The organism is Shinella sp. WSD5-1 (assembly GCF_963942435.1).
In the GTDB taxonomy this organism is placed as follows: Bacteria; Pseudomonadota; Alphaproteobacteria; order Rhizobiales; family Rhizobiaceae; genus Shinella; species Shinella yambaruensis.
The window spans coordinates 100,824-116,278 of record NZ_OZ012604.1 but is presented as its reverse complement, the minus strand read 5'-3'; the positions used below and the strand labels follow the sequence as shown (position 1 = coordinate 116,278).

9 protein-coding genes are annotated in these 15,455 nt (G+C 66.3%); 3 read left to right on the top strand and 6 right to left on the bottom strand.

Going from position 1 to position 15,455, the window contains the following annotated elements; all coding sequences use genetic code 11:
• Positions 1-26: 26 nt before the first annotated feature.
• The 6 genes from AABQ55_RS35380 to AABQ55_RS35355 all read right to left on the bottom strand — a co-directional run bounded on the left by AABQ55_RS35380 (position 27) and on the right by AABQ55_RS35355 (position 4,461).
• Positions 27-1,046, bottom strand: coding sequence for a lysophospholipid acyltransferase family protein (locus AABQ55_RS35380; RefSeq protein WP_272809401.1), 1,020 nt, complete (start codon positions 1,044-1,046; stop codon positions 27-29).
• The gene (locus tag AABQ55_RS35375; RefSeq protein ID WP_272809402.1) at positions 1,043-2,431 is read right to left on the bottom strand and encodes a cytochrome P450; all 1,389 of its coding nucleotides are present in this window, start codon (positions 2,429-2,431) and stop codon (positions 1,043-1,045) included. The genes AABQ55_RS35380 and AABQ55_RS35375 overlap by 4 nt, the downstream gene beginning before the upstream one ends.
• Positions 2,432-2,800: 369 nt before the next feature.
• Positions 2,801-3,025: a hypothetical protein gene (locus tag AABQ55_RS35370; RefSeq protein WP_272809403.1), complete on the bottom strand. Its 225-nt coding sequence runs from the start codon at positions 3,023-3,025 to the stop codon at positions 2,801-2,803.
• 182 nt (positions 3,026-3,207) lie between these two features.
• Positions 3,208-3,630: a helix-turn-helix domain-containing protein gene (locus tag AABQ55_RS35365; protein ID WP_272809404.1), complete on the bottom strand. Its 423-nt coding sequence runs from the start codon at positions 3,628-3,630 to the stop codon at positions 3,208-3,210.
• A 7-nt stretch (positions 3,631-3,637) separates the two neighbouring features.
• Positions 3,638-3,940, bottom strand: a complete 303-nt coding sequence (locus tag AABQ55_RS35360) for a type II toxin-antitoxin system HigB family toxin (protein WP_272809405.1) — start codon at positions 3,938-3,940, stop codon at positions 3,638-3,640.
• Between the two features lie 146 nt (positions 3,941-4,086).
• On the bottom strand, positions 4,087-4,461 hold the full coding sequence (locus tag AABQ55_RS35355) for a hypothetical protein (RefSeq protein WP_272809406.1): 375 nt from the start codon (positions 4,459-4,461) through the stop codon (positions 4,087-4,089).
• A 414-nt stretch (positions 4,462-4,875) separates the two neighbouring features.
• Between AABQ55_RS35355 and AABQ55_RS35350 the strand changes: the two genes are divergently transcribed.
• The 3 genes from AABQ55_RS35350 to AABQ55_RS35340 all read left to right on the top strand — a co-directional run bounded on the left by AABQ55_RS35350 (position 4,876) and on the right by AABQ55_RS35340 (position 15,453).
• Complete coding sequence (locus tag AABQ55_RS35350; RefSeq protein WP_272809407.1) at positions 4,876-6,471, top strand: LTA synthase family protein; 1,596 nt, start codon at positions 4,876-4,878, stop codon at positions 6,469-6,471.
• A gap of 107 nt (positions 6,472-6,578) precedes the next feature.
• Positions 6,579-7,733 carry a capsule biosynthesis protein gene (locus AABQ55_RS35345; RefSeq protein WP_272809408.1) on the top strand — a complete coding sequence of 385 codons (1,155 nt, stop codon included), beginning with the start codon at positions 6,579-6,581 and terminating at the stop codon, positions 7,731-7,733.
• Positions 7,734-8,058: 325 nt separating this feature from the next.
• Complete coding sequence (locus AABQ55_RS35340) at positions 8,059-15,453, top strand: type I polyketide synthase (RefSeq protein ID WP_272809409.1); 7,395 nt, start codon at positions 8,059-8,061, stop codon at positions 15,451-15,453.
• The last annotated feature ends 2 nt before the right edge of the window (positions 15,454-15,455 follow it).

Below are 15,455 nucleotides of genomic sequence, written 5' to 3'. Positions count from 1 at the left end.
ATCGGTAGAACGAGGCCAGGGAACGTTCATTCCTGACTGTGCATCGGGCGGAGTGCGCTGTCCAGAAAATACCATTGGTCGAGATGGGCGCGCACGATCGGTTCAATCGCTGCATTCAGCAACTGCATGTCCTCCACCAACCGCTCGCCCGGCTTTGGTTCCGGCGGCAGCGTTATTGCAGGCAGGGCATGTGCCTCGAAGCGAAAGCTATCCGTCCGGATGTTGTACCAGGGGCAGATCGTGGCGCCGGTCATGCGCGCCAGGCGGGTGATGAGGGCAATATTGCCCTCCATGTGTGGTGGCCGGCCGAAGAAGGGGCCGCGGATGATGCCGCCGAAGCCCTCGTCGCAGAAGGCGCTGACGACGCCTCCCTCGCGCAGGATCTTGACGGCGGGACGTACCCCCTGGAAGCCCGGCGGTAGGAACCGCAGGCCCATTTTCGTGCGAACGCGGCCGGCGACCCAGGCTTTCGCCCGTTCCGTGGGCGGCACATAGAAGATATGCGGCGCGATGCCGATCGTCCGCAGGATGGCCGGTCCGATTTCCCAGTTACCGAGATGGAGGCCAACGATGATGGTCGGGCCTGCCCGGACGGCCCTGTCGATGATGTCCAGCCCGTGGCACCGGATGCGGTCGGGATGACCGGCGATACGGTTCACGACGGAAAACTCCGTCATGATGCGGCCCTGCGATCGCTGGTTCTCTTCCAGCAGGGCCTGCTGCTCGGCCTGCGAAAGATCCGGCCGAAGCTGGCGTATCGTGTCACGGGCGCGGCTTTCCGCAACCTTGTGGAACCGGGGAATGGCAAAGCGCCCCAGCCGCGCCCCGAGGCCGGAGGCGATGTCCATCGGCAGCAGTTTAATGGAGAAATGGCCGAGAAGATGCAGTCCATTCCAGATATTGTCGTGGATCCAGTAGCGCAGGAAGTGCTTGCGCTGCACGCCGCCGGCCAGGAAAGCGGACAGGCCGGGGCGGTCGCCGGCGGCGAAGATCCAGGCCTTGCGGCGGGTCATGGCCTTGTCCTGCGGCGGGCTCTGTTCCGTCATGGGCGTCGCTCCAAGGTGACCGGCAATCCGTCCCGCGGGCGCAGCGTCAGGCGGCAGACGGGCTCGACCCTGTGGCTTTCCGCGACGCGCACGCGAAAGCGCTGGGCTATGATGGCAAGGCAGAGCACGGCCTCCGTCAGGCCGAAATGCAGGCCCGGGCAGACACGCGGGCCGCTGGCGAACGGAATGTAGCTGTAGGGTATCGGGCGCCGGCCGCCCAGGAAGCGCTCGGGCAGGAACCGGTGCGGCTCGCTGAACAGGCTTTCCGTGCGGTGGAGCAGCCAGGGCACGATGAGAATGAGGGAATTGGGGGCGATGGCGATGTCGCCGAGCGTGTCCGCCCTGCGGTTCTGCCGGGCGAGGATGGGCACCGGCGGATAGAGACGCAGCGTCTCCTCGATCACCGCCTTGCACCATACAAGCTGCGGCACGTCCTCGATAGTCGGCGTCCGGTTTGCGCAGACCCTGGCGATTTCCGCATGGATGGAGCGCTCCACCCAGGGGGCCCGGGCGAGCAGGTACCAGGCCCAGGTCAGGGTGGCGGCCGTCGTCTCGTGTCCCGCCATGAAGATGGTCGCGGCCTCGTTGCGCAGCGCGATCACGTCGAGCTTGAGCTCGGGATTGCGCTGCTGCCGGCGGATCAGCAGCTCGACCATCGAATTGTGGTCGCCGCGTCCGGCAAGATGGTCCTCGACCACCTTGTCGATGATGCCGTGGATGCGCTTGACCGAGCGGCGCAGGGACGGCGTGCGCAGGATCGGCAGCCCGTCGTCGAAGCCGATGAAATAGCCGAGATTGATGGAATCGATGAGCGCCTGGTAGCTGGTGAAGCTGTCGGTGACGGCGGCCGCGCTGTCCTCGCCGAGCTGGTTGCCGAAGACGCTGCGGGAGATGATCTCGGCGGTGAGGCCGGCCATTTCGTGCAGCGCGTTGAGGGTCGTGCCCTCCGGCATGGCGCGCCAGCGCTCGACGAGCTCGCCCGCCGTCTGCTCCATGACCGGCCCGAAGGCGGGCACGCGGTTCATGTGCACGATGTCGGCGACGAGCGCGCGGCGCTGCCGCCAGGTCTCGCCATCGGAGATGAACAGCCCGTCGCCGAGCAGATATTCCAGCGCCCTGCGCATCTGCGGGCTCTTGCGCTCGTAGTTGTCCTGTCGTTTCACGACGACGTCGCGGATGAGGGCGGGACTGTTGACGAGCACGACCTGACGGCCGAAGATCCGGATCTGCGAGACGATCTCGCGATAATCGCTTGCCCGCCACATCGAGAGAAAGTCGGTGCGCGCCTGGAGAAGAAGCTGCAGCGGCTTTCCGGGAGGGCCGGCATAATAGTCCGCGCGAACGGGCTCGAAATACTCGTCGACCAGGACTTCCTGAAAATTCACCGGTTTTTGCAGCCAGGAGAGCATCTACGGCCTGTTCTCGTGTTCTAGGCTTGAAGCGCAGGCGAGACATTGCCCAATCCCCCGCTCTCGGCGGGTGCGATATTCTCAAACTCGCAACAAAGGTCAATCCATCGATCGACCCGCCTTCGGGAGGATCGGCGCATTTTGGAACAAGTCCGGCCGGTCACGCTTTACCCCCTGGTAGCTCCGCATCCCTCGTGGGAGGACGACATGGCCTATCGCACGCCGAAAAAGGAAGAGTATGACCGCAGACTTTTGAAGGTCTTCCTGGTGACGCTGGCCGGCCTTCTGGGAACGTCGGCCGTTCCCCTCGTCTGCATTCTCTGAGCGCACATGCCGGAGAGACTATCAGTGCTGTGTATTGAGCCGGTCCAGAGCCCGGATGGCAATGGACAGGTTGGCGATCGCGGCGCGACAGCTTTCGACCTTGTCCCGGGCGGCGCTTTGGACCTGCTCGTCGCTTCCCCAGCACTCGGCCATCTCCGCCTCCAGGTCGAGAAAGACGAGATCTTCTTCGGCCTGAGCGATCTGCAGAAGGAATTCTTTCCGGCGCTGATTCCAATCGGATTCCATGCCTGTTCCTCCATTTTATTAGAGGAGGATGAAGCAAAGCGCGTCCATTCGCAAGAGTTGTGCTGGGCGCAGACGGCTCGATCTTCACGCTGCCGGTGCCCGGTGCCTTTTCCGGTTCGATCAGCCCTGCAATTCGGGGGGGATCGATCGGCATGCCCAGCCGCAACCTGCTGCCATCATCGTCAGGCCCTTTTTCGGACAGGATTGGCAGCACGACGAACCGGTTTGACGGCCGGGCGCTCAAGCTCGTAGGGAACAACAAGGTATTCGGCCGGAATGCCCCAATGCCTGTTGAGTTTGTGCACCATGTCGAGGGTGAGCGCCCGCCGCCTGTTCAGCACTTCGGAGGCGCGTGAAGACGACCCGATAAGCGATGCAAGGTCCGCCCGCCGCCGCCCGGTCATCTCCATGTGCATCTTGAGCACATCGACAGGATGCGCCGGCCCGATCGGATAGTGCTCGTCTTCATATCGGTTAACAAGGGTGATCAGGACATCAAGCTTGTCGCCGTCCGCCGTGCCCCGCTCGGCCCCCCAGAGGGTTTCAATCTCGGCAATGGCTTTCGAAAGATCATCGTCCGTTCGGATCGGTTGAATGTCCATCATGGGCTCCTCAGAACTGGGATACGGTCAGGGCATCGATACGGTCATATTCGGCATGGGTGCCAACGAACTTGATGAAGGCGGCCTGCCGGTCGAAATCAAAGGCGACTATGAGCCGGTAATTCCCGCCCTGTACCTTGAAGCGAACCCGCTCGTGGTTGGGTCCCTTGGACTGTGAGAATGCGGCGGTTACCTCCTGAACGGTCGCCCAAGAGGCCGACTTGGTCAGCCTTTCCCAATGCTCCAGGGACGGTTTCGCCTGAGGGTGGTCTACAGCAAAGTCGACGAGCACCTTCCGAGAGATGATCCGCATTCGATGCCCCGATTCCCACATTGGGAAAAATAGTGGATGGCGATGGAGGAGTCAATGAAATTCCCATATTGGGAATTCGAGTCTGCCCGGGATATGCTTGCGTGGGTCATCAACGGAGCATGCAGCGCCGCCGCGTGGCAGCCTATTCAGCTTGGCGGGAGGCCGATCAGGGCCTTCTGCGCGCCGGTGGGCATCTGCCGGAAGGCCCGGACGGCGATTTCGCGATCCCGGCCCGTCGTGAAGACGCAATAGCGAAAGCCCGCGGCGGCAAGGGCCGATCGCATCGACTTCCTGGTGAAGCCTGTCCTGTGTGCGTAGAAATCCACCCCGGACGCCTCGATCTGCGGGCCGAAGCCATAGATGACGTCGCGGACGAGCACCGGCCCTTCGGGAGAGGTATAGAGATGATCGTCGATGTCGAGCTTCCGGGCGACGATCTCCTCGAAGAGCGCGCCCATGTCCGGCACGCGGATCTCAGCGAAGCCGTCCGCCTTCAGGACATGGATGAACCCCGCCAGCACCTTTTTCACATCATGCGCGAAGTGGTGCTCCAGATTGTGGGAGCAGTTACACGGCGTCGAACTGGTCGGGCTGAAGGGTGCGCAGGTCCCGGGCATCCAGGCAGATATCCGGATCGCCCGCAGGATCGATGTCGGAGAAGGACATGATCCCACCCCTCGTAGATGTTGGAGGCCGGCGTTTCCTTGCTGCCGCCGCCGACGTTCAGGAACCTGCGCCGCATTTCGCCTCCGCTGTTTTGCTGACGATTTACCAGCTCGGGACCGGCGGGGCAAATTCCGGCAGAACCCCGCTGCCAGCCGTGGCGTCGGGCCCGGCACTTGCACGCCAGGGCGTGCCGAAGTATTCCCACTCCTTGCAGGTCGACCACTTTCGGCCGTCTCGCTGAAGAAGATGGTGGATTATAGGCCGGGTGGATGGATTGGTTTGGTAACGCTTGGCTGCTGACGGCCACTTGCTACCTGTGGGCCTGCGCGATCGTCTATCTGACGGATGGCTTTGCGCTTCCACGCGCCGTCGCACGCCAGCATCGTGCCAGTCATACCCTTGGCCGGACGATCCTCGAGACGCTGGCCCGCCTTCCTGTCATTGCCCTCGTTTTTGCCGGCTTCTTCGCGATTTCGTGGCGTCCCGTCTACGCTTCGCAGGCGACGATCAGCTTTTTCATCATCTTCACCGGCATCTCCCGGGCGAAATATATCTTCATCCGCGAACCCCTCGTGTTCTCCGACATAGCCCTTGCCGCAAGCGTCCTGAAGCACAAGGAGATTTTCTACGCGACGAGGCTCAACATCTTCTTCTGGACCGCCGCGGCCTCCTATGTGTTCGGGGCTTCGGCGCTCTATTACATCTTCGAGCCGAGCATCCTGCCGGAGCGGAACGGCCTGCTCTGGATCGCCGTCGGGCTCTTCGTCGCCTTCGGCCCCTGGATGCTGCTCTTCTTCAGGCCGGCCAACGTCCGGCTGGTGAAGCTCAGCGAAGGCCTGCTGCGTACGCTCGACGTGCACAGCAACACGGTGCGCTTCGGCACATTCGCCTCCGTCGTCTACCATTTCATCGTCTGGATCGGGAAACGGCGGGACGAATTCCTGATGGACTTGACGGCGACGATGCAGCACGCCTTTCGTGGGATCGTGCATGCGGATGCGGAGCTCCATCGCGACGGCGCCCCCCTCGTTCTGGTCTGGCAGTCCGAATCCTTCATCGATCTTCGCCATTTCGGAGTCTCCGGGCTGGAGCTTCCCCATCTCGACCGCATGCGGTCCCTTGCCGCCCAGTCCGGGCGCATGACGAGCGTTTTCGAAGGCGGCTACACGCTGCGCACCGAGTTCGCCGTGCTCAGCGGCATTCAGCCGGACGATGCCTATGTCGATGCCAGCTATCCCTATCTCAGGGCATCGCATTATGCGGATGTCGTGTGGCCGATGCGCTTCAAGCGGGCGGGCTGGCACACGCATTTCATCCATCCCTATGACAGGACCTTCTTCTTCCGCGACAAGGCCATGCCGCTCCTCGGCTTCGAGCAGATGACCATGCTGGATGCGTTCGACCATACGCCACGGGCAGACGAACCCTATGTCTCGGACCGCCATCTTGCCGACCGGGTTATCGACATCATCGAGGGCATTGACAAGGAGCAGCCGGCCTTTCTCTTCGTCGCGTCGATGGGCAACCATGGCCCGTGGCAGCCGGGCCGATGCGGCGAGCTGACCGATCCCGTCGACATCTACGCGGAGCTCCTGCGCAAGGCGGACGATGCGCTCGGGCATCTGACGGCCTATCTCGACCGCCTGGACCGTCCTGTCTGGCTCGCCTTCTACGGCGATCACGCCCCGCTGCTGAAATCCTTCGCCGATCCCTTTCCCGATCCGAGGACGGACTATGTGGTGGTTCCGCTCGCGCATGCCGGGGAAGATCGCCCCGGTCTGCCGGTCACCAAGGAGGAAGCCCCCTGGAACCTGCTCGGCGCCCTCCTTGCCCACGCCGATCTTCCGGTGAGGCGGGAGCCGTGAGGGAAGAGGAGACACCGGCCGGGAGGGGGCGGGGCAAGCGGACGGTCCTGTTCCTCCAGGGGCCGTCGTCTCCGCTTTTTTCCAAATGCGCGGCGCGGCTCGAGCGGATGGGCCATGCCTGCCAGCGCATCAATCTCAATCTGGGGGACTGGATCTTCTGGCGGCTGCGCGGCGGTGTCGATTATCGCGGCCGAAGCGAGGACTGGCCGGCCTTCGTCCATGACTTCATGGCCCGGAACGACACGACGGATCTCGTCCTGCTGGGGGAGGAGCGTCCCTACCACAAGGCCGCCATACGGGCCGCCAGGGCGCTGCATGTCGATGTCCACGTCATCGAGATGGGTTATCTCAGGCCCGACTGGGTGACGTTCGAGCGCGACGGCATGTCGTCCAATTCGCGCTTTCCGCGGGACCCCCAGCGCATTCTCGAGGCGGCGGCCGGGCTGCCGGAACCGGATTGGGCCGTCCGCTTCCGGCAGAGCTTCCTGCGCGAAGCCGGTTATGATCTGCTCTACAATCTGCCCAATGTCTTCTTCTGGTTCCTCTACCCCCATTACCGGCGGCACGCCCTTTTCCATCCCCTTGCCGAATATGCGGGGTGGAGCCTGAGATTGCTGTGGCGCAAACGTACCGAACAGGCGGCACGCGCCACATGCGCGCGCCTGTTCGCCGCCGGGGACCCCTTCTACGTATACCCGCTACAGTTGCAGACGGACTACCAGCTCCGGGCCCATTCCCCCTATGCCGGCCAACAGGAAGCCATTTCCCAGGTGCTGTCCTCCTTTGCCGCGCATGCCGGTCCGGCCCACCAACTCTTGGTGAAACTGCATCCCCTCGACAACGGCCTCATCGACTGGCGATCCTATGTCGCGGCCGAGGCGCGGCGGCGCGGGATCGGGGAACGCGTGCATTTCATCGACGGCGGCAGCCTCGACGACCTGGTCGAAAGGGCGGAAGGCCTGGTGACGGTCAACTCGACCGCCGCGATCGCGGCCCTGCGCCGGCTAAAGCCCGTCAAGACGCTAGGATCGGCGGTTTTCGACACGCCGGGCCTCAGCTATCCGGGGTCGCTGGACGCCTTCTGGCAAAATCCCTTCCCGGCCGATGCGGCCTTGACCGGCGCCTTTTTCAGGCTGCTCGCCCACGAATACCAGGTCCGGGGGAATTTCTATTCGGATGCGGGCTCGTCCGCCGCTGCGATAGCCGTGGCGGACCGTCTCGACGGGAGGCAGTCCACGCCCCCGGACGGCGGGGAGCCATGACAGGCCGGTCGAGGACGGGGCCTGTCGTGCTTTATACATCATCTTCGAATAAGCACCCGGCATATACCGTCTTTTGCATAAGCACCCGTCGGCTTTCCACGGGCCTGGATGCCGTGCCTTGATTCGATCGATTGGGGAATACTTTCGTAAGCCTATGTTCATATACCCGGCAGCAAGTTATGGACTTGCGATGGCAACCCAGTCTCTTGTATTGCTCTGCTAAAGTAGCGAACAACCCTAGGTGAGGCAGTTCAGTTTTGTTCAGGAACGACAAGACCTTCGAGGTCGTCATATCCGGGGTGGATAGTCGCGATGTTTGGTGCTCATGACGGTTGAAATTATCGGATATGCTGCGGTTGCTCCCGGTGCGGATTCGGCATCGCAATTGTTTGCAGTGCTGCGCAAGGGGGAGTGCACCGTCACCGAGATTCCCGCAGGGCGCTGGGACCGGTCCCGCTTCTGGCACCCCAGCCCCGGCGTTCCCGGAAAGACCTATACATTCGCCGCCGGCGTCGTCGACGGCATCGACCTGTTCGACGCGCGCCTCTTCGGGCTTTCGCGGCGCGAGGCCATGGCGATGGATCCCCAGCAGCGGCTGCTGCTGTCGGTGACCTGGCGCGCGCTGGAGGACGCCAACCTCCCCCTCGCCTCGCTGCAGGCGGAGACGATCGGCGTCTATATCGGGACATCCAGCCTCGACAGCGCCAACCTGTCCGTCGAGGATCCCGCGGGGGCCGGCCCCTATTTCATGACGGGCAACACGCTGTCCATCGTGGCGAACCGCATCTCGCATATCTTCGGGCTGAGCGGGCCGAGCCTGACGATCGACACGGCCTGTTCATCCTCCCTCGTGGCACTCGACCAGGCGGTCCGGGCCCTCAACCGCGGCGAGATCGACACCGCGATCGTCGGAGGCGTGAACCTGCTCAGCCACCCGCTGCCCTTCGGCGGTTTCGCGCAGGCCCGGATGCTGTCCCCGGAAGGCCGGTGCAGGGCCTATGACAACGATGCGTCCGGCTATGTCCGCGCCGAGGGCGCGGCCGCCGTCATCCTGCGCCGCAGCGACAGGGCGAACGACAGCGGCGATCGCAGCCGCGCCCGGATCCTGGCGACGGGCGTGAACTCCGCCGGCCGCACGAACGGCATCTCGCTGCCCTCCCAGGAAGCCCAGGCGCGCCTCCTGGAATCGATCTACGACGGGCAGGGCATCGACCCGAACCATCTCGCCTTCATCGAAGGGCACGGCACGGGAACGAAGGTCGGCGATCCCGCGGAGGTCTGGGCCATCGGCCAGGTCATCGGCCGCCGCCGCCATGCGCCCGTCCCGCTCGGCTCGATCAAGACGAATATCGGCCATACCGAGCCCGCCTCGGGGCTCTTCGGCGTGATCAAGGCGGTGATGGCGCTCGAGAACGACTACCTGCCGGCCTCGCTCTTCTTCGACCGGCCGAACGAGACGATCGATTTTTCCAGCCTCAACGTGCGCGTCACGGCGACGCCGCTGGAGCTGCTGCGCAGCCATCGCCCGCGGCTTGCCGGCATCAACTCCTTCGGCTTCGGCGGAACGAACGCACATGTCGTTATCTCCGATCCGGCCGTGCACCAGGCCGGCAACGGCGAGCAGGCGGCGCGCGAGAATTATTTCATGGCCTCCGCCCATACGGAGACGGCCTTGAACGCGCTCCTGCGGGATTACAAGGCGCGGCTTGCCGCGGCGCCCGATCCGGACGCGGCGCAGGCCCTCCTTTCGGCCGCCACGGCCGGGCGCACCTCGCTTCGCCACCGTTTCGTCGCGCGCCGCAGGAAGGTCCGAGACGTCATTTCGGCGATCGACCAGCAGCTGGTGGGACATGGCACGGCAAGCGCCGCCACCGGCGAAGCGCCGGTGGGCGAGCCGAAGATCGCCTTCCTGTTCTCCGGCAACGGGGCGCAATGGGCCGGCATGGGGATCGACGCGATCCGCGAGAACCAGGCTTTCCGCCGGCATTTCAACGCCATAAGCGCGCTTTTCGAAGAGCATCTCGGCGAAAGGCTGACGACCTTGCTGACGGCCGAGGACCTCGCCGGCCGGCTTGCCGATACGCGCGTCGCCCAGCCGCTCCTCTTCTCGATCCAGGTCGCCCTCGCGCAGTGCCTGCTCGGCGCCGGCATCCGCCCGGCCGCCGTGCTCGGCCACTCCATCGGCGAGGTGGCCGCCGCCCATATCGCCGGCGCGCTCTCCCTGGTCGATGCGGTCGCGGTCGTTGCGGTCCGCTCGCGCTGCCAGCACGTCACCCAGGGCCGGGGCACCATGGCGGCGGCGCTTTGCAGCGAGGAGGCCGCGCAGGACTTCCTCCAGCGCAACGGCCTCGACGATCTCACCGTCGCCGCCGTCAATGCCAGCAACTCGGTCACGATCTCGGGACCGAAGGAGCAGATCGCCGCCCTTCGTTCGCTCGGCCGGCGCCAGAAGCTGGCGGTGCAGCCGCTGCCCGATATCGACTATCCGTTCCATCATCCCCTCATCGACGAGGCGAAGACGGAATTCCTGAAGACCCTGCCCCGGATCACGCCGCGGGCGAGCGAATACGATTTCATCTCGACCGTGACGGGAGAGCCCGTCGACGGGGCGGCGCTCGGCGCCGCCTACTGGTGGCGCAACGTCCGCGAACCCGTTCATTTCAGGCAGGGTGTCGCCAAGGCGCTGGAACAGGGCTGCAACCTGTTGATGGAGATCTCCCCCAGGCCCATCCTGACCAACTATCTCAAGGACGCGGTGAAGGTCAGCGGCGCGGCGGCCCAGCTGCTTTCGACGCTCGACAAGACTGAGGCCCAGGGCGCGGCCGATCCCGTCGAGACCTGCATCATCCGGGCCCTCGCCCATGGCGCCGCCCTGCCGTCGTCCCGCCGGGACGCCACGATCGACCTGCCGGGCGTTCCCTTCGAGCCGGAGCCGATGGCCGGCACGCCGACGACGGACAGGTACGACCTGTTCGGGCGGGACATTGCCCGGCCCTATTCGCTGGCCGGCTGGCGCGTCGACCCGAACGGGGCCGCCTGGAAGAACCATCTGGACGCCCGCCTCTTCCCCGACCTTGCCGAGCATGTCGTCGAGGGGCGCGCCATCATGCCCGGTGCGGGTTTCATCGAGATCGCGCTTCAGGTGGCCCGGCAGGTGCTTGAGGCCACCGCCGTACAGCTGACCAATATCGAGCTGATACGCCCGCTTGAGCTCGGCCCGACGCTCGTGGAGCTGTCGACCGTGGTCTCGCGCGAGACCGGCACGATCGAGATCCGCTCGCGCGAGCGGCTGAGCGCGGACGACTGGACCCTTCATGCCGTATGCCGGTGCCAGAAGGTCCTGCCCGCGACCCGCATGCCGCCGTTCCCGGCGCTCGGCCCGGCGGCCGAGGATGTCCCGCCGGAGCGGATCTACGCGATCGCCTCCTCCTTCGGGCTGGATTACGGCCCGGCCTTCCGGCTGGCCGAACGGGTCCGGACCGAAGGGCACGAGCGCGTCGACGTCGATCTTCGGGCCGCTGCCCGCCCTGCCCATCCGATGCTGGAATGGGGGGTGAACCCGCTGAGCCTCGATGCGGCCTTCCATGGGCTTGTCGGCCTGTTCGACAGGTTTTCGGGCGACGTGGAGGGCGCGCCCTATATCCCGGTCCGCTTCGGTTCGGCCACGCTGCTGGCGGAAGGCCTTCCCCGACGCGCGCGCATTGCGATCGAGCGGGTCAGCGCTCACTCGATCAAGGCCCGCTTTCTGATCGAGGCGGGGGACGGCCAGCCGCTCCTTCTCTTGGAGGATTGTCGTTTCCGCCGGACCTGGTTCCAGCAGCCGCACACCCTGGCGTCGCTTGCCTTCCACTACGAGTCCGTCCCGGTGGTCGAAGCGCGTCTGGAGCACCCCGCCCCGGAGGCGCCCGACCGCGTCTTGGAGGCGCCTGCGCCGGCCGTGCCGGACGACGGCTCGCTGCTGCTGCAGGCCGCCATCCTGAGGGCCTGTCACGACATGGCATTGCAGCTGGCCGATCCGGCAGGGGGGCTCTCCCTCTTCGCCGTGCCGGGCGACCGGGACTTCCGCGCCTTCCTGTCGAATGCCCTCCATCTCCTGGAAGGGGCCGGGATGGCCGAAAAACAGGATCGCGCCTGGCAGGTCCAGCTACTCTGCGACCTGCCCGCCATCGAAGAAACCCTTGCGGAATTCACGGCCGAGCGCCCGGATCGCGGCGTGGAGGCGGTAATGCTCGCCGATATCCGCGCTAATGCGCTCTCGCATATCCAGGCACTGCAGACGCAGGACGCGGCTGTGTTGGACTATGCCGGAACGGCCATGAGCCGAACGCTCCGCCTACATTCGCCGCAGGCCCGCGAGCGCAACGCCATCATCCTGGCGGCCGCGGAGAAAGCCGTCTCCGCAGGCCGCGGCCCCGCGCCGGTCATCGTCCAGATCGGCGCGTCGGCCCGGGATTTCAGCCAGCGGCTGGCGGACCTTGCCGGACAGGCGGGCGGCTGCCTCGTCATCATCGAGCCCGCGGACGATCTGCGGCGCGGGGTCGAAATGCTCTTCGAGGCCAGCGGGCGCGTGCTGGTCACCGCATCGGCGGCGGCGCTCGGCGGCGCCGACCTCATCGTCAGCAGCTGCGACCGGCTGCATGCCATGCTCGCGGCGGATGAAGCCCTGTCCGCGGCGCTGGCCACGGGGCTGGACAACGGTGCGCGGCTGCTTGCCGCCGAAACGCTACCCTCCCCGATCTGCGATTTCCTCTTCGGCCTCACGCCGGGCTGGTTCTCCGGCAGCCTGTCGGAGGATTTCCCGGTCGGCAAGCTGGCCGGCGAAGAGGAATGGCGGCGGCGGCTCGCCGCGCTCACGAAGACCCCGCCGGTCCTCCACACGGTTTCCAGGGCCCATGGCGCGCTGCTGCTGGTCGAGGTTTCCCCGACCCGCAGGCGCCGCGCGGAACAGGAGGCGCGCGATGTCCCCTTCCTGCCGCTGGGGTCGGCGGCGGGCGCCCTGACGGGCCTGCCTGCCATCGCCCTGCATCAGCCCGATGCCGGGCTGGACGCGGCGCTCGACGCCGGCCAGCAGGCCGGTTTCCTGCTTTACGCCGCCCCGTCGGACCACGGCGAGGATGCGGGCGGCCTGGCACAGGAAGCCCACGGGCTGGCCAAGGTCGCCGAAGTCCTGCAGGCAAGGGCCGCGGCCGGGCACCGGTCGACGCTCGTCCTCCTCCTGCCCGGCGGCGCGCCGGACGGCCGCCGCGGCGACGGGATCGCGGCATCGCCGCTTGCCACCGGGCTCTGGACGTTCGCCCGCGTCTTGGCGAACGAATTCAGCGACCTCGACATCCATCTCGTGGATGCGGCACCCGGCGCCTGGCGCAAGGCGCTCCGGCTCGTGGGCGCCGGCCATGACGAACGGGAATGGCGCATACCGGCGGCAACCGGACATGCCGAGGCCCTGCGGGCGGTCGGCGGATCGGTCGACCCGCACACCGTCTCCTCGGCGGACTTTGCGGCCGCGACCGTACGGCAACGCACCCCCTCGCGCGTCGACAGCCTCTATTGGGAAAGCATGGAACGGCCGACACCGCAGGCCGGCGAGGTGCTCGTCGAGATCGCCGCTGCGGGATTGAACTTCCGCGACGTGATGTGGGCCATGGGGCTTCTGCCCGAAGAGGCGCTGGAAGACGGTTTTGCCGGCACCACGATCGGCATGGAGTTTTCCGGCCGCGTCACCGCTGTCGGCGCCGGCGTCAGCGACCTTGCCGCGGGGGACCGGGTGATGGGCATCGGCCCGGCCGCCTTCTCCACCCATACCGTCATCCAGCGCGCCGGATTGGCCAAGGTTCCGCAGGAGCTGGACCTGACCGCGGCGGCCACCGTTCCCGTGACCTTCCTGACGGCCTGGTACGCGCTGGTCGAGCTCGGCCGCGCGCGGGCGGGGGAAACGATCCTCATACACGGCGCGGCCGGCGGTGTCGGCCTCGCCGCCATCCAGATCGCCAAGGCCCTCGGCCTGACGATCATCGGCACGGCGGGAAGCGACGAGAAGCGCCATTACCTGCGCTCGCTCGGCGTCGAGCAGGTCTTCGATTCCCGGTCCCTCTCCTTCGTCGCCGACGTGATGGCGGCGACGGCCGGCGCGGGCGTCGACCTGGTGCTGAACTCGCTGTTCTCGGACGCGATGGAACGCAGCATCGAACTGCTCAAGCCGTTCGGGCGCTTCCTCGAACTCGGCAAGCGGGACTATTACGCCAACCGCAAGATCGGCCTGCGCCCCTTCCGGCGCAACATCAGCTATTTCGGCATCGATGCGGACCAGTTGCCGCTGAAGGCGCCGGCCCTGACGAAGGCGATCTTCGAGCAGCTCGGCGCGCTCTTCGCCAAGGGCGACCTTCGCGCCCTGCCCTACAGGACCTTCGCGCATGACGAGATCGCCGATGCCTTCCGGCTGATGCAGAATGCCGGGCATGTCGGCAAGATCGTGCTCCTGCCGCCGCAGGCGGGCCGCGACGCCATCGCGAAGGCGGACGGCAAGCCCCTGGCACTGTCGTCCGACGGGATTCACGTCGTCGTCGGCGGCATCGGCGGTTTCGGCCTTGCCGCCGCCGACTGGCTCGTTGCCCATGGTGCGCGGCGGCTCGCCCTCGTGACGCGGCGCGGCGCGGGCGACGCGGAAACCGAGGCGGCGGTCGCCCGCTGGCGCAAGCGGGGCGTAACGGCCGGCCTGCATGCCTGCGACGTGACCGATGCGGCCGCGCTCGACGCACTGCTCGCCGGCCTGCGGGCACAGGCGCCGATCCGCGGGATCGTCCACGCCGCCATGGTGCTGGACGATGCGCTGCTGCCCAACCTGACGGAAGAGCGCTTCCGCAAGGTCATCGCCGTCAAGGCCGAGGGCGCCGCGCTGCTCGACAGGGCGACCCGGCAGGACAGGCTCGACCATTTCCTGATGTTCTCCTCGGCGACGACGCTGGTCGGCAATCCCGGCCAGGGCAACTATGTCGCGGCCAACGGCTATCTCGAAGGGCTGGCCCGCCGGCGGCGGCAGGAGGGGCTTCCGGCGCTCGCCGTCGCCTTCGGCGCGATCTCGGACCGGGGGTATCTCGCCCGCAACGACGAGGTCGGCGACCTCCTGGCCCGGCGCATCGGCAGCGTCGCGATGAAGGCTATGACCGCCCTTGCCATGGTCGAGGCCCATATGCGCCTCGATCCAGGAACCGTCGAGGCCGCCGTCTTCGTCTGCTCGCCGATCGACTGGGCCGCGGCCCGCAGCCTGAAGATCGTCGGGACGCCGCTTTTCGAAGTGCTGCTGCGGCAGGCGGGCCCGGCGGGCGCGGCCAGCGGCGCGGAAACCGTCGACCTTGCCGCCCTCATCGCGGAAAAGAGCGAGGCGGAGGCGCTCGAGGCGCTTTATGCGCTCGTCGCGCAGGAGATGGCGACGATCCTGCGCGTGCCCGAAAGCGCGCTCGGCCGGGACAAGATCCTCAAGGATGTCGGCCTGGACAGCCTCATGGCCGTGGAACTCGCCCTCGGCTTCAAGGAGAAGACGGGCTTCGACATTCCGATCACCAGCGTCGGCGAGACGACCACCGTCGAGCAGGTCGTGCGGAAACTCTACGAGAAGGTTGCGCGCGCCGAAGAGGCGGAGCACGATAGGGATGACCTCGACGATATCGAGGCCCTGGCCGAACAGCACATGGTCTCCTCCCCGACCGCATCGCGGAGCACGTGACG